The following is a 19,533-nucleotide window of genomic DNA, read 5'->3' as shown; positions in this document are numbered from 1 at the left end:
AACCGCGCCGGGTTTGCCGGAGGCTCCAACTTCTGAGACAGTGGAGCCGATATGAGCAAGACAACAAACAAGTTTTCAGTTGAAGTCCGTGAACGTGCCGTCCGCATGGTGCTCGACCATGAAGCTGAACATCCGTCCCGTTGGGCCGCAGTGTCCTCTATCGCAGCTAAGATCGGCTGCGCACCGGCGACGTTGCATGAGTGAGTCAAGAAGTCAGAGGTTGACAGCGGCAAACGAGCCAGCCTACCGAGCGATGTGGCCGAGAAGATGAAAGCTCTTGAGCGGGAGAACCGTGAGCTTCGTCAGGCCAACGAAATCTTGCGCAAGGCGTCTGCATATTTCGCCCCCTCTCTGCGTTTGCAAGCAAACGCCTGCCGGGCAGTGAGGCGGAGCTCGACCGCCCACTGAAGCGATGATTGCCTTCATCGAAGAACACCGAGGTGTTTTTGGGGTCGAGCCGATTTGCAGACTGCTGCCGATTGCCCCATCGACCTACTACGAGAACATCGCCAAGCGTGAGGACGTGGACAGGCTTTCAGTCCGCGCCCGCCGCGATACTACTCTGAAGATCGAGATACGCCGTGTCTTCGAGGAGAACTTCCGGGTCTATGGCGTGCGCAAGATCTGGCGACAATTGCAGCGGGCGGGCTTCGATATCGCCCGTTGCCCCGTGTCCCGGCTCATGAGGTCCATGGGCTTCAGGGGATCATCCGTGGCAAACCTGTGAAAATGACCTTTCCGGACAAGTCAGAACCCAGTCCGCTCGACCGCGTCAACCGTCAGTTCAAGGCACCGGCGCCGAACAGGCTCTGGGGTTCGGATTTCACGTACGTGGTCACCTGGCAGGGTTTTGTCTATGTCCCTTTCAGTATCGACGCATTTGCCCGGCGTATCGTCGGCTGGCGTGTCAGCCGGACGGCGCATGCGCCCTTCGTTCTCGATGCTCTGGAGCAGGCGCTTCATGATCGGCGTCCCGTTCATGGCGGTGGCCTCGTGCACCACTCGGACAGGGGCGTCCAAGCCCGGCCCGATCAAGCTTGGCTTTCGTGAAGATCGCTTTGTCGATGGTCGTGCCTGTAAAGTCCGTTCCCCGCAGATCGCAATGGCTGAAATCAATATTCCCCAGGTCTTGACCGGACAGATTCAGGCCCCTTAGATCGACCAATGCGCGTCGTCGCCTTGCCCGCCGCGATCAGTTGCTTGAGCCCAGCCGGATAGAGCTTGGCTTTCGTGAAGATCGCTTTGTCGATGGTCACACCTGTGAAGTTCGTTCTCCTCAGATCGCAATGGCTGAAATTGATACCCCCTAGGTCTTGATCGGACAGGTCCAGGTCCATCAGATCAACCAATGCGCGCCGGCGCGTCGTCGCCTTGCGCGCCGCGATCAGTTGCTCGAGCCCGGCCCGATCGAGCCTGGCTTTCGTGAAGATCGCTTTGTCGATGGTCGCGCCTGTGAAGTTCGTTCCCCTCAGATCGCAATGGCTGAAATCGATATCGCTCAGGTCTTCATAGGACAGGTTCAGGTTCCTCAGATCGACCAATTCCCCCTCTTGCGCCACCGCCTTGCGCGCCGCGATCAGTCGCTCGAGCCCAGCCCGATCGAGCCTGGCTTTCGTGAAGTTGGCTTTTTCGATGGTCGCGCCTGTGAAGTTCGTTCCCCGCAGATCGCAATGGCTGAAATCGATATCCCCCAGGTCTTGATCGGACAGGTTCAGGTTCGTCAGATCGACTAATTCCCCCTCGCGCGTCGTTGCCTTGAGCGCAGCGATCATTCGTTCGAGCGCGGCCCAATTGAGCTTGGCCGCGGTGAAGTCCGTTCCCCGCAGATCGCAATTGCTGAAATCGATATCGCTCAGGTCTTGATCGGACAGGTCCAGGTTCGTCAGATCGACCAATTCCCCCTCGTGTGCCACCGCCTTGCGCGCTGCGATCAGTCGCTCGAGGCCAGCGCGATCGAGTTTGGACTCGCTGAAGTCCGTTCCCGTCAGATCACAATGGCTGAAATCGATACCCCTCAGGTCTTCATAGGACAGGTCCAGGTTCGTCAGATCGACCAATTCCCCCTCGGGCGTTGCCGCCTTGCGCGCCGCGATCAGTCGTTCAAGCCCGACCCGATCGAGCCTGGCTTTCGTGAAGTTGGCTTTGTCGATGGTCGCGCCTGTGAAATTCGTTCCCGTCAGATCGCAATGGCTGAAATCGATATCCCCCAGGTCTTGATCGGACAGGTTCAGGTTCGTCAGATCGACTAATTCCCCCTCGCGCGTCGTTGCCTTGAGCGCAGCGATCAGTCGTTCGAGCGCGGCCCAATTGAGCTTGGCCGCGGTGAAGTCCGTTCCCCACAGATCGCAATGGCTGAAATCGATATCGCTCAGGTCTTGATAGGACAGGTCCAGGTTCGTCAGATCGACCAATTCCCCCTCGGGCGTTGCCGCCTTGCGCGCCGCGATCAGTTGCTCGAGCCCGGCCCGATCGAGCCTGGCTTTCGTGAAGATCGCTTTTTCGATGGTCGCGCCTGTGAAGTCCGTTCCCCGCAGATCGCAATTGCTGAAATCGATATCGCTCAGGTCTTCATAGGACAGGTTCAGGTTCGTCAGATCGACCAATTCCCCCTCGGGCGTTGCCGCCTTGCGCGCTGCGATCAGTCGCTCGAGGCCAGCCCGATCGAGTTTGGACTCGCTGAAGTCCGTTCCCGTCAGATCACAATGGCTGAAATCGATACCCCTCAGGTCTTCATAGGACAGGTCCAGATTCGTCAGATCGACCAATTCCCCCTCTTGCGCCACCGCCTTGCGCGCCGCGATCAGTCGCTCGAGCCCAGCCCGATCGAGCCTGGCTTTCGTGAAGTTGGCTTTCGTGAAGTTGGCTTTGTCGATGATCGCGCCTGTGAAGTCCGTTCCCGTCAGATCGCAATTGCTGAAATCGATATCGCTCAGGTCTTGATCGGACAGGTCCAGGTTAGTCAGATCGACCAATTCCCCCTCGTGTGCCACCGCCTTGCGCACTGCGATCAGTCGCTCGAGGCCAGCGCGATCGAGTTTGGACGCGCTGAAGTCCGTTCCCGTCAGATCACAATGGCTGAAATCGATACCCCTCAGGTCTTCATAGGACAGGTCCAGGTTCGTCAGATCGACCAATTCCCCCTCGGGCGTTGCCGCCTTGCGCGCCGCGATCAGTCGCTCGAGCCCAGCCCGATCGAGCCTGGCTTTCGTGAAGTTGGCTTTGTCGATGATCGCGCCTGTGAAGTCCGTTCCCGTCAGATCGCAATGGCTGAAATCAATATTCCCCAGGTCTTGACCGGACAGATTCAGGCCCCCCAGATCGACTAATTCCCCCTCGCGCGTCGTTGCCTTGAGCGCAGCGATCAGTCGTTCGAGCGCGGCCCAATTGAGCTTGGCCGCGGTGAAGTCCGTTCCCCACAGATCGCAATGGCTGAAATCGATATCGCTCAGGTCTTGATAGGACAGGTCCAGGTTCGTCAGATCGACCAATTCCCCCTCGGGCGTTGCCGCCTTGCGCGCCGCGATCAGTTGCTCGAGCCCGGCCCGATCGAGCCTGGCTTTCGTGAAGATCGCTTTTTCGATGGTCGCGCCTGTGAAGTCCGTTCCCCGCAGATCGCAATTGCTGAAATCGATATCGCTCAGGTCTTGATCGGACAGGTCCAGGTTAGTCAGATCGACCAATTCCCCCTCGTGTGCCACCGCCTTGCGCACTGCGATCAGTCGCTCGAGGCCAGCGCGATCGAGTTTGGACGCGCTGAAGTCCGTTCCCGTCAGATCACAATGGCTGAAATCGATACCCCTCAGGTCTTCATAGGACAGGTCCAGGTTCGTCAGATCGACCAATTCCCCCTCGGGCGTTGCCGCCTTGCGCGCCGCGATCAGTCGCTCGAGCCCAGCCCGATCGAGCCTGGCCCCCGATAACTTTACTCCCTTTAGATTCTCCTTCTCCTGCCCTGACAATTTCTCACTTAATGGCTGGAAACAACCGCATAGAACGGCTCCACGAAGATCCAAGTTCGAGAGGTCTGTGCCGGAGAGATCAAACTTGCTGAAGTCAATATTGGAATTGGCAATGAGCCTCCAGCCGTTGGCTTCACCGCAGTCTGCTGCTGTGCTCTCACAAGGAGGACGTTCGGTCACGTCCACTTGAGTGCACCAATCACCAAAGCCTTCATCATCAGCAGCTTGCTCCTGCTCGTACCAGCCCTTCTTTGCTTGATTTATCAGTAGCGTTTGCTTCTCCGCAATTTCGCGCTCGAGTTCATCGCGGCTCACCACTCGTTGGGGAATCAAACAGGTCCGCAACTGCTCGCGGGCCTCTTCGATCATACCTTCATCTGACAATTTTGTGTACTGACGAATTTTCTCCAAGACCGCCTCACGGGCAGCCCCCGGCTCGATTGCCTGGGGCCGGTCATTCAAAAAGCCGTCGATCAAAATTGATGAACGAATGCGGCCGCCTGCAGTCCTGTCGCCTTGGTCGCCTCCCCCTCCAGTCAGTGGGCCTTGGCTTCGCCTGACGGCCCTTCCCTGAAAAGCGCGGGGAGCGACGGCCGTGTTATTGGCTTCATCTGCCGCCCTTTCTTGGTTAAAGCGGATATCAGGCAGAGTTTGCTGCGACCGGTTGGTCGATTTGATGGGCTTGTTCACGGCTGGACTTCTTCGATGAGAGTTCGTTGAGTTCTGCCCAGCAGTAAAATCAATCCCGTGCTTCTGGTGTGTTGATTGTAACAGGGAGCGCGCGTTTCGCATGATCGCGGGCACTGATTTCAGTTGATCGTAGGCAGTGATTCCCGGGATCATGGGCAGCACTGGTTGACACGTATTTTCGGCTCGATTGGTTTTGTGATCGGATGGTTTTTTGCAAGCAGCAGCGAAGGTGAGCGGGTCTATCACCGGCACCATAAAGTTTGGAATTCGATCAGAAATTCTAAACGCAACTAGGGGGTCATTTCTCTAACTGGCCATCGGCTACAAGCCGAGATATCGCTCATGAAGGCTCATCGGCGGCATTCGCCTCCTGAGCCCGACACCCCGGAAATTCCAGCCCGGTGCGATCCCAAGACGGGGAGCACGTCAACAGACTAACATCTTGAGGGAACTACGAAAGGCAGGCTAGGGTGCAGACAAGAACGCGTACCATATACCCACCAAACCCGACCACAAGCGTAATTTACTATTTTCAACAGGGGGTGTATCTCCAAATGATACACAATATGAACGCCGCCGATGATCAAAGGCTTCAAGAACGAGTTAACGGAACAGATTGCTGATGGCAGCGTTAAGAAGGGTTAACTACGAGCCTCGTCAAACGAGCCCAGAAGATGCTGTTCTTCTTGAACAACGCAAAGATCCTAAGAGACCTGAATATGCCGCCCCGGTAATAAATTGCACGCCTTAAAAGGGTTGCGCGAAGGGCAGCAATCTGTCTGGTTCAATGACAAGTGGCGAATCTGCTTCAAGTGGACCGACGAAGTGGAGATCGTTGACTATCACTAAGTAGGAGGCTCAGTATGAGCGTTAAAGTACCTGCTTTCCACCCGGGAGAGATCCTGGCTGAATTCTACATGAAACCTCTCGGCTACACGCCGGGCCGGTTGGCAAAGATTCTTGGTCTGGACCGGCAGCGAATCCAGCGCCTGGTAAAGGGCGAGACCTCCATGACAGTAGACACTACGAACCGTCTGGGGCGCGCCTTCAGCACGACTCCGCAGTATTAGATGGACATGCAGATAGCTTGGGATCTACAGGAGTTCACCAAGGACTCCAAGAAACAGAACGAGCTTGATAAGATCGAGCCTATCGACATGGAAAACGCTGTCGCGGCATAAGGCTTTCAATCTATGTTACCAATGACATGGGAGCTCGGGAAATTTCCGAGCTATTCTTTTCCGTTCGTTATTCGTGCGATTGAGCTGCGCGCGCCTTGATGGAGGCGATGCGGGCTAACGTGGAAAAGGCTCACAAGCTATCCCATCGCGATCCGCATCAAGCTTTGACCAATACCCAGGTTCGCCGCGATCGGCAGTCGCTACAGCTTTGCAACTGGTCCGAAAACCCGAGACCGCCTCTGTTAAGCGGTGGCGTGGGTTCATTCATAGGGGATCGGATTTTCGGAAACGGCAGGATCAGCCTGAGAAGCCAAATCCTACGTCAGTTCAACACCTTTTGCACATCGACCAACTTATCGTGAGTTATTCGGGCGAGGCACGTTTCGCGCGTGTGTCTCCCGTCACATGTATTGGCAATCTATACTTGTTAGTTTGTTTCTGCCGGCAAGAGATTGGCCGGTTCAATTGATGAACAAAAATACCTTTTGGCAGCCTTTGCTCTCTATTTGTTTCTGAAAATAAGTTGCGGCCGATGTGGAAACGTCCTCCTCCCCGAGGTGTCATCGATCGCGTACGGGCCGTCAGTGTCGATAGGTGCCGACGGCCCGTCTTTTTTGGAAAAGCCTTTCTGCAAGGGGAGCTGTTTTCGGACTGGCAACCACGGTCAGTTCGTAGCAGCCCTGCACTTGCGAACTGACGGACACATGATCTGTCGTTCAACCAGAGCCGTCCCTTCTTCGGCTGTTTCGCCGGCACCTTCAGCCCCTCCCGCCGCCATAGCCGTTCGACACGCTTGTCGTTCACCTGCCAGCCAGCATCCCTCAACAGAGCCGCAATCCGGCGATAGCCATAGCGGCCATACTGTCGGGCAAGCGCGATCATATCCTCGACCAGGCGCTCTTCATCGGCACGCCCTCGTGGTCGCCGCCTCTGGGTAGAGCGATGCCGGCCCAACACAAGGCAGACACGACGCTCGGAGAGCTTCATTTGGCTGCGCACATGATCGATGCAGGCACGCCGACGGGCGGGGCTCAGAAGTTTCCCCGTGCGGCCTCGGCAAGGATCAGCTTGTCCAGTGTCAGATCGGAGACCGCCTTGCGGAGACGCTCATTTTCCTTTTGAAGCCGTTTGAGCTCTTTCAGTTGGTCGGTTCCCATGCCGCCATACTGCTTGCGCCAGCGGTAGTAGGTCTGCTCGGTTATGCGAACTTCCCGGATCGCATCAATCCGCGCCATTCCCTGGCCGACAAGAACCTCAACCTGCCGCAGCTTCGTGACAATCTCTTCCGGCTTGTGTCGCTTGTTTCCCATCTATGATCCTCCGTTTTCCTAAACATAACGGCGGACCACTTCATTGGGGGAGGATCATCGTAGTTGGGGCCGCGCCGAATATGAAGTCGATATCGTTGGTACGGCACCAGTCGATGACCTTCTAGCTGCAATAGTGGCTGTCGGCGCGGATCAGGATCCTGGAGTTGGGCCAATTGCTCCGGATCGCCCGCACCAGGCGGCGCAGGTGGGCGTGGATTTCAGTCCCGCTCGGCCGCTTGGCCGGACGCAGAACCGCACCGACAAACCGGCCCACGCCGTCGAACACGACAATCGGCTGAAAGCCGTATTCGTCATGAGGGGCATTGAAGAGACGAAGCTGCTGGCCGCCATGCAAGGCGTCGAAGGTGTCATCGATGTCGAGCACGATCCGCTTGGGAACCTGACGCAAGGAGGCGCAGTAGAGCTCGACCAAAGCCCGGCCCATCGCCACCAGCTCCCGCGCGCCGGGCAGGTTCTCCAATCGGTACATCGTTGACTGCGACGCCAGATCGCGATCCGAAGGCAGAGCGTCCTGGGCCATCTTGAAGGCCGGATCGGAACGCAGCCGGGTGGCGTCGGTGCCATCCTCGTTGCCGGCGGCGATCATCTTCATGCGGAAACCGATCATGTCAGCCACACTGTGGACGACCTGATCCGCGCGGCGCAGGTCGCCGATGCACGCCGCCAGACGATCAGCCACACGCAGCCGCTTCTCCACCTCCCCCAGAGCCAGAACACCACCATTGGACGACAGCATGCCGCCGTCGAAACGGGCGACGACGGCCTTGTCGCAAACAGATGACAAACCGCTCAGCGGCACAGTAGGATCATTCATGACGGGTGTGGTCTCCGGGAACCGGCGCGGATCGGCCTTGGCAACCAAATCCTACGTCAGTACAACGGCTTGTGCCACATCCACCAAACCGCCATGAATTTTCCGGGTTAATACTCCGAGCCAGTCAATGGTTCCAACCGAAACGAGTGCTAAATAGCACGAGGTCTGCCTACTTCTATCTGTACTGGTGATATAGTAAAACAGATAGGTAATATGACATGAAAATACACGCCACAGATGCCGAATTCAGCGTTCAGCACTTTATTGATCAAATCGAAAATAAGGCAAATTTGACCAAGACGGTTGATAAGACCGATAAAACTCGTCCGAGTAGCAGTAGTGCGTCGAAAGCAATAGAAGATATTAGGGCTTCTAGCGGCAACAAAATCGCTTTTCGGAAAGTAGAGTTGTCAAAAATCTCATATAAAAAATCAGAAGATTTCAGTGGTAAAGATCTTCAGGGAGCGGATTACAGAGGGAAAGACCTTAGAGGAGCCATCTTCGATAACTGCGATCTAACAGATGCAATGTTCGATGGGGCTCTCTTGGAAGGGGCCAGCTTCAAGGAAGTGACTGCCATTGGAGCATCGTTCATTGAGGCTAAAATGAACGATGCGGATCTGTCTGAAGGCGATTTCCGCAACTCCGATTTTACCAAAGCAAAAATGCAGCGCACGAATTTTTCCAAGGCTACTTTCAGAGAGGCTGACCTTGGTAAGGCCGACGCACGTGATGCAAACTTTGATGGCACCGAGATTGGTGATGGTTACATGAAAGGATTTAACATCGAAGGAGCTAATATTGAAAATATCTATGTATTTGGCAATTTCCGAAATGCCTTTGAAGGAGCAATAATGAATCCAGATGATGAAGCTTTTCTAAAGAACCTTCTGAACGATGTCTATGTTCCAAGAGTGCAGCCCAAACGTGAGAGAGGCAATTATGAACATGAGCACAAAGCGAAACGTAACAGCGATGACCAAATGAGCTTTGGTACGCGTAAGTCAGGTGACAGTGATAGTTTCATTCAAACAGATTTTTCCGAAAAAACAAGTGATCGTGAATACTCTGACGTCGGTGGATCACGTCAAAGCCCTAAAGCCCCTCAAATTCGTCAATTAGCTAGTGTTGATATTGAAAATACATCTCCAATGCTTTGATTCGATCTACTGAACCGCCCCACCTGAGTGGTCCAGTTTGATTGTTAGTGCATGACCGGCCTCTGGTCCATCTGGATGCTGGTTTCGGGAGCCGGTGGACGCTAGCCCAATGCGCTGTGCGGTCTCTTGGTGTTGTAATGCTTCCTCCATTGTTCGATCAGGATTTGCGCTTCACGCAGCCCGTAGAAGATTTCCCCGTCGAGCAGTTCGTCGCGGAACCTGGCGTTGAAGCTTTCGCAGTATCCATTCTCCCAAGGGGAGCCTGGCTCGATGTAGGCCGTCCTGGCGCCGACGGCCGTGATCCAGTTCCGCACGGCATGAGCAACGAACTCCGGCCCATAACACCGAGCTATGGCGGAACTTGGGTGATGACGGATTGAAGAAGGCGGCGTATCGAGGCGGGTTAGGAAGCCTGCCAGACCCTCACGAAAGAGCGATACGCCATGAAGACAGATACCACCGTTGTGCCCTTTGCGCATCCCGACGCTTTCGGTGATCCCCTGACATCGGTTCTGCGCGAAGGCGCGCGGCGGCCTCTGGCGCAGGCAGTCGAAGCGGAAGCCGAGGCGTTTCTAGCCGCATGGCCGAGGAGCGCCTGACCGATGGGCGTGTCCGAGTGGTGCGCCACGGCCATGGGCCGGAGCGCATGATCCAGACCGGGATAGATCCGGTGCCGGTCAAGCGCGCCAAGCTGCGCGATCGAGGGCTGGAAGCTTCCGGCCAGGACCGCATCACGTTCACCTCGGCGATCGTGCCGAAATGGGCACGGCGCACTAAGAGCCTCGACGCCCTGTTGCCGGTCCTCTAGGCTGTTTATCGCGGACGGTGCCTATGATGGCACCGCCACCCGGAACGAAATCACGCAGCGCTTTGCCGGTGTGGAGATCCTCATCCGGCCGCCGAAGACGGCCGTTGCCGGCCCTGAGGCCGAGATCAACCCCACCGCACGGGATCTGGATGTTCTGGCGATCAAGGCCCATGGCCGCATGGCCTGGCAAAAGATCACCGGATATGACCAGAGAGCGCGAGTGGAAACGCAGATGGGCCGCTGGAAGTCGGTCATCGGGGTGCTCCTGTCTCAAGGATCTGGCTTCAACAAACGTAATCCTTGCAGACAGGGCACCATCCCCAACGCTCACACCAAATGCCCGCGTCAGCGGCTTCGTTTAATCCCGAATCCGATCAACCGCGACGCGCTCTAAAATTTCAGGTTAAGTCCGGCTTGAAAGGCATTGCCGGACGTGGCGGCGCCGAATTCCCCGTGATAGGTCGCCGAGACGGCAAGCCGGCCGGACAGATCGAATATGGCGCCGGCATGCAGGAGCAGAGTGTTCTCGTCCAGTGGCGCGCCCTGGATGTCGAACGGATCGCCGCCGGCGAAGGAAGACGTCACCCCGGGTGTGACATCTCCGAAGCTGTGCCGCCACGCAACGGTGCCGTCCAGGGTGAGCCCCGCCTCTCCCAGCCACGGGCCCGCGATGTACCGACGTGCCCGCAGCCCGAGGGTGCTGACGCCCAGGGCCTGAGACGAGGCCGCCACATCAAGCGCCGCATCGCCCCCCTGTTCGCCAAAGGCGTCCGTGTCGAGATACGCCAGGGCCAGTCCGGCATAGGGAGTGAGCTGGACGAAGCCGGACTCCACTGCATATCCCGCTTCACCGAAAAGCTGGAACGTCGAGGACCTGTAATCCGCCGTCAGCGTATCGGAGAAACCGTTGAAGGCGACTTCGCGCGTCGTGCCGATTTCATTTTTTGCAAGGACGCTCCCGGCCATCACCTGCACGGGACCGAACGTCCGGCTGATATAGGTGCCGACCAGGAAACTCTCGATATCCGTGTCGGAACGATGTTCATCGATCGCAACGCCAGCCAGCTCGTAGCCCGCCAGAATGCCGGCCAGGACGCCGCCGGGCGTATAGGCTTCCGTCCCGGTCAGCACCCCGCCGCCGCGCGTTTCGAGCGAAGCGCCGTTCCCGTCGCCGTCCACCCGCACCAGGGAGCCGTACCCCCTCGTCCAGACCCTCCAGCCCGGAGCGAGCGTCATCGGCTTTCTGTTGCCCGAGGCCCCAGAGCGCTGCCGGCCGTCAGGGGCCTCGGAAAGACCGGCCGCGTGCTGGCTGATGATGTCGCGGACATGACCCGCGTCGCGCAGAATCACCCCCTGAACGGACGCATGGACCTCGCCGGGCAGCTGATCCAGGTAGGCAAAGACATTGCCAGCCTCGAAGGCCCGCGGCGCCGCGAAACTATTGTGGAACGTATTGCGCCGCGCGAGCGATTCCCTGACTCCGGCCGTCGCCCTTCGGTTCGCGGTCCGCGACAGGCTGGCAAAACCCGTGCTGTCGCGCTGCGCGGTTCCGCTCCCGCAGTCCACGACCGCGACCGATCCGCAGAAATCCGTGTCGAAGTCGAGATTGTCTGCCCTGGTCATCGCCGGTGAGGAAACGGCGATGACCAAGGACGCGATGACCGCGCCCAAGCGCATGGTGCCTCGTTGCCCGGCATGTATTCGTCCGCCCGGAAGGGCACGACGTCGGTTCCTGCTTTTCCGGCCCTCGCCGCATGTGGAAAGTCTTTGATTACGTTTCATCTGACGCCTCCTGATCCCTGGCGCCGTCCTCGACCGCGCTTCACGTCTGAATGCATCGGTTAACCATGTTTGTTAACCAGTACTAAATTCAGCCCCGGGGTCGGACGGATCTGCACACAGGCGTAAAACAACGGCCTGAATTGACATTCGCGGAGATGGGGCGGCGGGCACGATTCGGCGCATCCGCAACCGGAATGTTCCGGTTTGAACCCGTTGCGAACGAGGTCCTGGAAGACGCGCGCGCCTGGGCAAGTGTTCGGTGCGTCATGAAAGACTGACATTCCCGCGGCGTCCCGCCGCTCGACATGCGCCGGCAACGAGGTTTAAGAGCACACCGCATTCGCCAGAACGCGGTGTGCTCCGGGCCGAATGAGCCAGTTCAAGCCATCAGAAGGCTCACATGAAATGCAAAAGGGTTTAGCTGATCTGCTTGACCCGTGCCGTGAACAGATAGCCACTGTTGCGCACTGTGGTGATGAAGTTTCCTTGAGGGTGCGCCGCCGCGAGCTTTTTTCGCAGGCGGCCGATCAGAATGTCAACTCTGCGATCCTGCAGGGGATTGGCGGCATCGCGGTTCGTCCAATCCAGTATCTGCTCTCTTGAAAGCACCCGCCGGGGACGCAGAATGAAACAGGAGAACAGGTCGAATTCTGCGCTGGTGAGCGCAACGACCTGATCGTCGTCCGTGTAGAGCTGACGGGCATCGAGATCGGCCAAGAAACCTTCAAACGAGAACCGGCGCGAATAGACGGGCTGACGCCCCTGCCCGGAACGTCTCAGGAGCGCCCGGACGCGCGCCACGAACTCGCGTGGGGCGAACGGCTTGACGATATAGTCATCGGCGCCGATCTCCAGCCCGACGACACGATCCACCTCGTCGCCCCTGGCCGACAGAAACAGGATCGGGAGAGTGTCGTCCGCCCGCAAGCGCCGACAGATCGACAAGCCGTCTTCTCCGGGCAGCATCAGATCCAGCACGACGGCATCGGGTTTCACCCTTTCCAGAACCGCATCCATATCGCGCCCGCTCATGGCCTGCTCGATGCCGAACCCTTCCTTGCGCAGGACGTCGCCGACGAGTCTTCGGATTTCCGGATCGTCGTCAACGATCAGGATTGTATGCTTTTCATTGTCCATATCGATTTCCGTTCGCCCTGATTTCTTGAATTCGAAAATGCGGCGTTTCCCGATCCTTGCATCGATCCGGGAACGGGCGCCGCGAGCCCGCGGGATCCATCGACTGTGACATACCCAAACCCGGCAATAGATGACAACGTCCCCAGGCGTGTCCCGGCGCCTGGATGAAATCGCGGCGCGTACGCGGTACCTTGTTGCGACAGCACCGGGCTGTTCGCAACCCCGTCCCGGGTACCGGCTTTGATATAGGGTGGATTTCCTGGCGGGAGCTGTGACGCTCGGCACAGCGATTCGCGCGATGCGGCCCGGAAGGGAAAGCGAAGGACGCGCGGTGAAACCGCCGCGGCGTGAGGAGCCGGACCGCCACCGGCAAGCGGTTGCCCGCGGGCCGCGGCAATCAGCGTGCCCGGGACGCCGGAACGACCGGAAAAAACTTATCCCGAAGAGCGTCGGGACAGCTCCGCGGCAAATGAGCCGTGGAGCGGTATGGACCACCAGAACAAGGTGCCGTGTCCCGGCCTCGCGTGGTTCGCGAGAGTATGCCGGAGCGCTTCGCGCCAGCACCGGCGAAGCCGCGAAAAGCGTGGGTCTCCCGACCCTATTTCTTGCGTTTTTTCGTCCGCGTCTGCCCGAGGCCCATATCCTTGGCAAGTTGCGATCGCGCGGCCGCATAGTTCGGTGCGACCATCGGGTAGTCCGACGGCAACCCCCATTTAGCCCGGTATTCCTCGGGCGTCAGATCGTAGTGCGTGCGCAGGTGCCGCTTGAGGGATTTGAACTTTTTGCCGTCCTCAAGACAGATCAGGAAGTCGCCCGTCACGGATTTCCTGACCGGAACGGCGGGAACCAGTTCTTCGACTTCCGGCTCCTGCGACAGTTGATTGATCGACGACAACGCTGCGTGCACACCCTTGATCAGATCAGGCAGGTCACTCGATACAACGGTGTTGTTGCTCACATAGGCGGAGACGACTTCGGCCGTTAGGTCCACCAGGATGGTTTCGGGAGCGGTAGCGTCCGGTGCAGTTTGATTCATGGCTCTCTTCATGTATATTTCGGAACAATTTGACGGTAATATTTCAGAACCGGCCTTGACGTCAAGTAAATACTTGCCGGAACGTCCTTCTTTAACGCCAACAATTTGGGATTAAAATGAACAGACCAAAAACGGACGAGCTTTACGGAACTTTTCAACCAGTTCCCACACAAAACATCTTTAATGTATTCTTTGTTACAGTCAGTTGTCTGCGATATCAGGTAAACTGCGCGAAAGCGTTCTGTCAGGCGTAGCGAACCGGACCTGTTTACGGTCCGCACCGGTATCGGCCTGTAGCTCAACTGGTCAGAGCCGCCCGCTCATAGCGGATTGGTTCGGGGGGCAGCTCCACCGTGTTGCGCAAATCACGAGCCGGGCCGCAGTGGTCTCTTACCCGGATTTTGGCACCATGAGATACGCTTGAACGTGGGGTGTCCGAGGGAAGTCATCTTGTTGAGGACCGAGACGCCGATCCGGCTCTCGGTTCTCTGATTGTCCAGGGTACGTGATTTCAACCTTTCCCCGATGACCGACTTCCAGCGGCCCATGAGCGTTTCCACTCGCGCTTACTGGTCATATCCGGTGCTCTTTTGCCAGGCCATGCGGCCATGGGCCTTGATCGCCAGAACATCCAGATCCCGCGCGGTGGGGTTGATCTCGGCCTCAGGGCCGGCAACAGCCGTCTTCGGCGGCCGGATGAGGATCTCCACATCGGCAAAGCGCTGCGTGATTTCGTTCCGGGTGGCGGTGCCATCATAGGCACCGTCTGCAAGAAAGCTGCGCACGGGTTCTTCAGTCTGGTCCAAAAGACCCGGCACGGCCGACGGATCGCCGATGTCGTCTGTCGTCAGTTCACTGCATTCGATCTGACCTGTCTCCAGATCCAGCCCCAAGTGGAGCTTGCGCCACGAGCGGCGCCTGGACGCCTTGCCGTGTTTGGTTTCCTGCCATTCTCCGGCCCCAAAGACCTTCAGGCCGGTGCTGTTCACCACAAGCTCAAGGGAACCCGGGCGCCTCGGATCGTTCCCGCGGCAAAGGCTCAAGCCCGCCAGCTCGGCGCGAGAGTGTGAAAAAGTCAGGAACGGCCAGTTCCAGCTTTATCAGCTGGAACACCGAACGAAGAAACCCTTGGGTTTGCCGCAGGGCCAAATGGAAAACGGTCCGGATCTCCGGGCAAACCGTGACGGCAAGATCAGTGTATTACCCCCGACCGACCACGCTTTCCGGTGCGCACAACACCCCAGTGATGCGCCACGCTTTCATCAACCCAGACCGTGATGTCCCTACGCCGTCGCAGGCTTTCATTATACTCGGGACAGTTCGTTACACGATGCTTGGATTTCGCAAACTTGTGGCGACGGGATGCGTGGTGTTTGAACGGCATTCACAAAACTTCAGAAGCAAGGAACGCCGAGCAGGTAAGCACGAAACCCGATTAATGCGATAAGGCTACTTTCTTGCGCAATTAATAAAGCATTTGGCACATTCGGGGGCATTCATACATGCGTGATTAGGCCATAGTATCGCCTTGAATAACCAATTTTGAAGCATCTTCCCAAGAAGAATACTGCTGTGGGCGGAAGGACCAATACTTGAGGCGAATCCAGCCAAAATAGCTGTCACCCCGAACGACGGCGATTTCGGCGTGAAACCTTCCGCTCGAGCGCATCCGGCGACAGAGGGATAATTTGAATGTCTGATACTTACATTGTCGGTTTTGACGAGACCGACGCCTCGCACCGAGCAGCTACGCTTGCCGCCGGCTTGGCGAGAACCACGGGGGCACGCGTCCATCTCGTGCATGTCCTGGAATGGTCCGCCTACAGCTTCCTGACGCAAGATGAACTTGCTGAGCGCCACAAACGGCGTGAAGAGGAATTAAAAAGGGCGGAGAGCGTCGTGGCCCCCGTTGCGGAGGCGCTTGCCGCCAACGGCGTTCAGGCGACAAGCGAAATCCGTTACGGGCACGCGGGAGAGATCTTCTGTGAAATCGCGGAAAAGCTTGGCAACTGCCAGATCTTCATCGGCCGCAAAGGCTCACGGACATTGGCGGAACGACTTTTGGGCGGACTGGCGATCACGCTGGTTCAGGTCTCCCCCGTACCGGTAACGGTTGTGCCTTAAGGGGATTTCTCCGCTTCAAAACAATTCCCCGAAAAGGTACCAATCCATGAAAAAAATGCTCTGCGCGGCAGCCTTGGGCTTGCCGTTCACACCCGCTCCTGCCTTTGCCGGCATCGACGATACCATCAATAACGCCATTGCGCCTTTTTCCAATGCCGTTGCTTCCGCCATCTTCTATTCGGTGCCCATTGCTGGCACGCAGTTTCCGCTGATTGTCGGCTGGCTGGTGGGAGCGGCCGCCATTTTCACAGTCTATTTCGGTTTCATCCAGTTCCGGGCCTTCGGTCACGCGATATCGCTGGTCAAGGGCGACTATTCCCACCCGGAGGATGCCGGAGAGGTATCTCATTTCCAGGCTCTCGCGACGGCCCTTTCGGGAACGGTCGGCCTCGGCAATATTGCCGGCGTCGCGGTTGCCCTCTCCATCGGCGGAGCCGGAGCCACCTTATGGATGATCCTTGCAGGCCTGCTCGGTATGGCTTCCAAATTCATCGAATGCACCTTAGGGGTAAAATACCGCAAGGAGTTGCCTGACGGAACAATCTCCGGCGGTCCGATGTACTATCTTTCCATAGGTCTGGCGGAAAAAGGCAAGGCCCGTCTCGGCCAGTTCCTGGCACTTTTCTTCTCGATTTGCTGTGTCGGGGGCGCGCTCGGCGGCGGCAACATGTTCCAAGCCAACCAGGCCTTTCAGCAAGTTGTCAATGTGACCGGTGGAGATGCGAGCCCGCTTACGGGCTTCGGCTGGCTCTTTGGGCTTGTTATGGCGATGCTGGTCGGGTTCGTTATCATCGGCGGCATCAAGTCCATCGCCCGGGTGACGGAAAAGATCGTGCCCTTCATGGCCATTCTCTATGTTGGCATTGCCTTTTTCATTATCGCGCAGAATTTCAGCAATATCGGCTGGGCCTTCGGCCAGATCATCGGCGGGGCATTTTCTCCGGAAGGAATTGCAGGTGGCGCTGTCGGTGCGCTGATTCAGGGTTTCAAACGCGCCGCCTTTTCCAATGAAGCCGGCGTTGGCTCCGCAGCCATCGCTCATTCGGCAGTCATCACAAACGAACCCACGACCGAGGGTGTCGTTTCCCTCCTTGAACCCTTTATCGATACGGTTGTCATCTGCACCATGACCGCGTTGGTTATCATTTTCACTGGCGTGCTAGACAATGGCCTCACAGGTGTGGAACTGACCTCCGCCGCATTCGGCGCCCAGGTTTCTTTCTTTCCTTACATCCTGGCACTGGCAGTCCTGCTCTTTGCCTTTTCCACCATGTTGTCATGGTCGTACTATGGCCTGAAAGCGTGGAGCTATATGTTTGGTGAAGGACAGGTGGCTGCAAACCTGTTCAAGCTGATCTTCTGCATCTTCGTCGTCATAGGCGCTTCCATGAACCTTGGTCCGGTGATTGATTTCTCCGACGCCATGATCTTCGCAATGGCGCTCGCCAACATCGTTGGCCTCTACATCCTGATGCCGGTGGTGAAACAGGAGGTGGAACGGTATTTTGCCAAACTGAAATCCGGTGAGATCCGGAAAGTGGCGGCAACCGCTTAAGCTCCGCAAAGACCAGTCCGGGCGCTCAGGCGCCCGGACTGGATCTTGTTTAAGTGGTGTTGTTCCACAGATCGGCTTTCAGGCTTGAGGGCTTGGCTTTTCGCGGCCTTGACGTTTCCTGAATGCCGTTCAAATACCACGCTGCCCGCCGTTACCAGATCCCGAAGTCGAAGCATCGGGTAATACCACGCGTATTTATGGGTGACCCATATTTGGGCTTCCCAATTCGGGGCAAATCATGATTCACGATGGCAAACAGAGGGGCTGCCATGGGTGGCCGGATTTCACTTCGCGATGATTTTGATGCAGGGACGCTGCGGTGTCTTGCGAAACAGTCAGGCGATGCCGATCAAACGCGGCGGTTGCTAGCACTTGCGTCAATCTATGATGGCGGCAAGCGCCTTGAAGCGGCCCGGATCGGCGGTGTGACCCAGCAAATTGTTCGGGACTGGGTGCTGCGCTTCAACGCTGAAGGCCCGGAGGGTCTGGTTGACCGCAAAGCCCCCGGCGCCGTGCTCAAGCTGACGGCAGACCACCGCGCAGCTCTGGCACGGATCGTCTAGGCTGGGCCAATTCCTGCTGTGCATGGCGACGTCCGCTGGCGGGTCAAGGATATGGTTGCCTGGCTACATGAAGCGTTTGGCGTCAGCGTTTACGAGAACACGGTAAGCGGAGCTTTGAAGGACATGGGCTTTATCAAGCTGAGCGCCCGCCGCGCCCATCACGGGCAGATCGAGCATGCGCTGGAGGCTTTTAAAAAAACTTCCCCGCAGATCTCGAAGCTCTCAGAACCCGTCTGGACCTTATCGCATTAACGCAGTTCCGTGCCTACCTGCTCGGCGTTCCTTGCTTCTGAAGTTTTGTGAATGCCGTTCAAACACCACGCATCCCGTCGCCACAAGTTTGCGAAATCCAAGCATCGTGTAACGAACTGTCCCGAGTATAATGAAAGCCTGCGACGGCGTAGGGACATCACGGTCTGGGTTGATGAAAGCGTGGCGCATCACTGGGGTGTTGTGCGCACCGGAAAGCGTGGTCGGTCGGGGGTAATACACTGATCTTGCCGTCACGGTTTGCCCGGAGATCCGGACCGTTTTCCATTTGGCCCTGCGGCAAACCCAAGGGTTTCTTCGTTCGGTGTTCCAGCTGATAAAGCTGGAACTGTCCGTTCCTGACTTTTTCACACTCTCGCGCCGAGCCGGCGGGCTTGAGCCTTTGCCGCGGGAACGATCCGAGGCGCCCGGGTTCCCTTGAGCTTGTGGTGAACAGCACCGGCCTGAAGGTCTTTGGGGCCGGAGAATGGCAGGAAACCAAACACGGCAAGGCGTCCAGGCGCCGCTCGTGGCGCAAGCTCCACTTGGGGCTGGATCTGGAGACAGGTCAGATCGAATGCAGTGAACTGACGACAGACGACATCGGCGATCCGTCGGCCGTGCCGGGTCTTTTGGACCAGACTGAAGAACCCGTGCGCCGCTTTCTTGCAGACGGTGCCTATGATGGCACCGCCACCCGGAACGAAATCACGCAGCGCTTTGCCGATGTGGAGATCATCATCCGGCCGCCGAAGACGGCTGTTGCCGGCCCTGAGGCCGAGATCAACCCCACCGCGCGGGATCTGGATGTTCTGGCGATCAAGGCCCATGGCCGCATGGCCTGGCAAAAGAGCACCGGATATGACCAGAGAGCGCGAGTGGAAACGCAGATGGGCTGCTGGAAGTCGGTCATCGGGGAAAGGCTGAAATCACGTACCCTGGACAATCAGAGAACCGAGAGCCGGATCGGCGTCTCGGTCCTCAACAAGATGACTTCCCTCGGACACCCTACGTTCGAGCGTATCTCATGATGCCAAAATCCGGGTAAGAGACCACTGCGGCCCGGCTCGTGATTTGCGCAACATGTGTAACCGCCCCATGCGCAAGAGGTATTTTCGGTGACGTCCCCGGACGTGGTTTAGCT

General features: G+C 57.6%; 18 protein-coding genes, 5 pseudogenes and 1 other annotated feature. Of the genes and pseudogenes, 12 read left to right on the top strand and 11 right to left on the bottom strand.

Going from position 1 to position 19,533, the window contains the following annotated elements; all coding sequences use genetic code 11:
* Positions 1–51 precede the first annotated feature (51 nt).
* Positions 52–1,020 (top strand): annotated as a pseudogene (locus tag SIAM614_RS31535) (IS3 family transposase); the annotation flags it as partial.
* Positions 378–487, top strand: a sequence feature (AL1L pseudoknot). (Overlaps the previous pseudogene by 110 nt.)
* Here SIAM614_RS31535 and SIAM614_RS33615 read toward each other — a convergent pair.
* Positions 908–1,165 (bottom strand): pentapeptide repeat-containing protein, encoded by a 258-nt coding sequence (locus SIAM614_RS33615; protein WP_157140129.1) that lies wholly within the window; start codon positions 1,163–1,165, stop codon positions 908–910. The pseudogene SIAM614_RS31535 and the gene SIAM614_RS33615 sit on opposite strands and share 113 nt — an antisense overlap.
* Complete coding sequence (locus SIAM614_RS27485; RefSeq protein WP_198137419.1) at positions 1,113–4,649, bottom strand: pentapeptide repeat-containing protein; 3,537 nt, start codon at positions 4,647–4,649, stop codon at positions 1,113–1,115. Before SIAM614_RS27485 ends, SIAM614_RS33615 begins: the two co-directional genes overlap by 53 nt.
* A gap of 738 nt (positions 4,650–5,387) precedes the next feature.
* Here SIAM614_RS27485 and SIAM614_RS33185 point away from each other — a divergent pair.
* Together SIAM614_RS33185 and SIAM614_RS30930 are read left to right on the top strand one after the other, a co-directional pair.
* A complete protein-coding gene (locus tag SIAM614_RS33185; protein WP_324294007.1) occupies positions 5,388–5,498 on the top strand; it encodes a hypothetical protein in 111 nt (36 codons plus the stop codon).
* A 14-nt stretch (positions 5,499–5,512) separates the two neighbouring features.
* A complete protein-coding gene (locus SIAM614_RS30930) occupies positions 5,513–5,719 on the top strand; it encodes a HigA family addiction module antitoxin (RefSeq protein WP_006939663.1) in 207 nt (68 codons plus the stop codon).
* A 225-nt stretch (positions 5,720–5,944) separates the two neighbouring features.
* Here the strand turns inward: SIAM614_RS30930 and SIAM614_RS33610 are convergent, their stop codons facing one another.
* The 3 genes and pseudogenes from SIAM614_RS33610 to SIAM614_RS27470 form a co-directional block, all read right to left on the bottom strand.
* Positions 5,945–6,094, bottom strand: a complete 150-nt coding sequence (locus SIAM614_RS33610) for an excalibur calcium-binding domain-containing protein (RefSeq protein WP_081455370.1) — start codon at positions 6,092–6,094, stop codon at positions 5,945–5,947.
* A 432-nt stretch (positions 6,095–6,526) separates the two neighbouring features.
* Positions 6,527–7,140, bottom strand: a pseudogene (locus SIAM614_RS31515) (IS3 family transposase); the annotation flags it as partial.
* A 49-nt stretch (positions 7,141–7,189) separates the two neighbouring features.
* A pseudogene (locus tag SIAM614_RS27470) lies at positions 7,190–7,975 on the bottom strand (IS1380 family transposase); the annotation flags it as partial.
* Between the two features lie 218 nt (positions 7,976–8,193).
* Here SIAM614_RS27470 and SIAM614_RS30925 point away from each other — a divergent pair.
* Positions 8,194–9,135 (top strand): pentapeptide repeat-containing protein, encoded by a 942-nt coding sequence (locus SIAM614_RS30925; RefSeq protein ID WP_006939658.1) that lies wholly within the window; start codon positions 8,194–8,196, stop codon positions 9,133–9,135.
* A 101-nt stretch (positions 9,136–9,236) separates the two neighbouring features.
* Here the strand turns inward: SIAM614_RS30925 and SIAM614_RS32290 are convergent.
* Positions 9,237–9,473 (bottom strand): annotated as a pseudogene (locus tag SIAM614_RS32290) (integrase core domain-containing protein); the annotation flags it as partial.
* A 105-nt stretch (positions 9,474–9,578) separates the two neighbouring features.
* Here SIAM614_RS32290 and SIAM614_RS33180 point away from each other — a divergent pair.
* Both SIAM614_RS33180 and SIAM614_RS32285 read left to right on the top strand, forming a co-directional pair.
* Positions 9,579–9,940, top strand: a pseudogene (locus SIAM614_RS33180) (IS256 family transposase); the annotation flags it as partial.
* 73 nt (positions 9,941–10,013) lie between these two features.
* The gene (locus SIAM614_RS32285; RefSeq protein ID WP_006939649.1) at positions 10,014–10,337 is read left to right on the top strand and encodes a hypothetical protein; all 324 of its coding nucleotides are present in this window, start codon (positions 10,014–10,016) and stop codon (positions 10,335–10,337) included.
* Here the strand turns inward: SIAM614_RS32285 and SIAM614_RS27445 are convergent.
* From SIAM614_RS27445 to SIAM614_RS33170, 5 genes are all read right to left on the bottom strand, one after another.
* Complete coding sequence (locus tag SIAM614_RS27445) at positions 10,334–11,725, bottom strand: autotransporter outer membrane beta-barrel domain-containing protein (protein WP_081455368.1); 1,392 nt, start codon at positions 11,723–11,725, stop codon at positions 10,334–10,336. The two genes, SIAM614_RS32285 and SIAM614_RS27445, sit on opposite strands and share 4 nt — an antisense overlap.
* Before the next feature lie 417 nt (positions 11,726–12,142).
* Complete coding sequence (locus SIAM614_RS27440; RefSeq protein WP_006939644.1) at positions 12,143–12,862, bottom strand: response regulator transcription factor; 720 nt, start codon at positions 12,860–12,862, stop codon at positions 12,143–12,145.
* Between the two features lie 598 nt (positions 12,863–13,460).
* Positions 13,461–13,898, bottom strand: a complete 438-nt coding sequence (locus tag SIAM614_RS27435; protein WP_040441311.1) for a MucR family transcriptional regulator — start codon at positions 13,896–13,898, stop codon at positions 13,461–13,463.
* Positions 13,899–14,464: 566 nt separating this feature from the next.
* Positions 14,465–14,887, bottom strand: a complete 423-nt coding sequence (locus SIAM614_RS33175; protein ID WP_229598025.1) for a transposase — start codon at positions 14,885–14,887, stop codon at positions 14,465–14,467.
* Between the two features lie 7 nt (positions 14,888–14,894).
* On the bottom strand, positions 14,895–15,047 hold the full coding sequence (locus tag SIAM614_RS33170) for a transposase (protein WP_229598024.1): 153 nt from the start codon (positions 15,045–15,047) through the stop codon (positions 14,895–14,897).
* Positions 15,048–15,590: 543 nt separating this feature from the next.
* On the opposite strand from SIAM614_RS33170, the gene SIAM614_RS27425 reads away from it, so the two are divergent.
* The 6 genes from SIAM614_RS27425 to SIAM614_RS33160 all read left to right on the top strand — a co-directional run bounded on the left by SIAM614_RS27425 (position 15,591) and on the right by SIAM614_RS33160 (position 19,420).
* Positions 15,591–16,022: a universal stress protein gene (locus SIAM614_RS27425; RefSeq protein ID WP_006939641.1), complete on the top strand. Its 432-nt coding sequence runs from the start codon at positions 15,591–15,593 to the stop codon at positions 16,020–16,022.
* Positions 16,023–16,068: 46 nt separating this feature from the next.
* On the top strand, positions 16,069–17,577 hold the full coding sequence (locus SIAM614_RS27420) for an alanine/glycine:cation symporter family protein (protein WP_006939635.1): 1,509 nt from the start codon (positions 16,069–16,071) through the stop codon (positions 17,575–17,577).
* A gap of 248 nt (positions 17,578–17,825) precedes the next feature.
* Entirely contained in the window at positions 17,826–18,140 is a 315-nt protein-coding gene (locus SIAM614_RS30920; RefSeq protein WP_006939634.1) for a helix-turn-helix domain-containing protein, read from the top strand.
* Positions 18,141–18,158: 18 nt separating this feature from the next.
* A complete protein-coding gene (locus SIAM614_RS30915; protein ID WP_267871955.1) occupies positions 18,159–18,392 on the top strand; it encodes a helix-turn-helix domain-containing protein in 234 nt (77 codons plus the stop codon).
* A gap of 286 nt (positions 18,393–18,678) precedes the next feature.
* A complete protein-coding gene (locus tag SIAM614_RS33165; RefSeq protein ID WP_229598010.1) occupies positions 18,679–18,831 on the top strand; it encodes a transposase in 153 nt (50 codons plus the stop codon).
* A 7-nt stretch (positions 18,832–18,838) separates the two neighbouring features.
* Positions 18,839–19,420 carry an IS5 family transposase gene (locus SIAM614_RS33160; protein WP_229598023.1) on the top strand — a complete coding sequence of 194 codons (582 nt, stop codon included), beginning with the start codon at positions 18,839–18,841 and terminating at the stop codon, positions 19,418–19,420.
* Positions 19,421–19,533 lie beyond the last annotated feature (113 nt).

It is taken from the genome of Roseibium aggregatum IAM 12614 (genome assembly GCF_000168975.1).
In the GTDB taxonomy this organism is placed as follows: Bacteria; Pseudomonadota; Alphaproteobacteria; order Rhizobiales; family Stappiaceae; genus Roseibium; species Roseibium aggregatum.
Note: the sequence above shows the minus strand (reverse complement) of the source record. Positions and strands in the feature narration are given on the sequence as shown.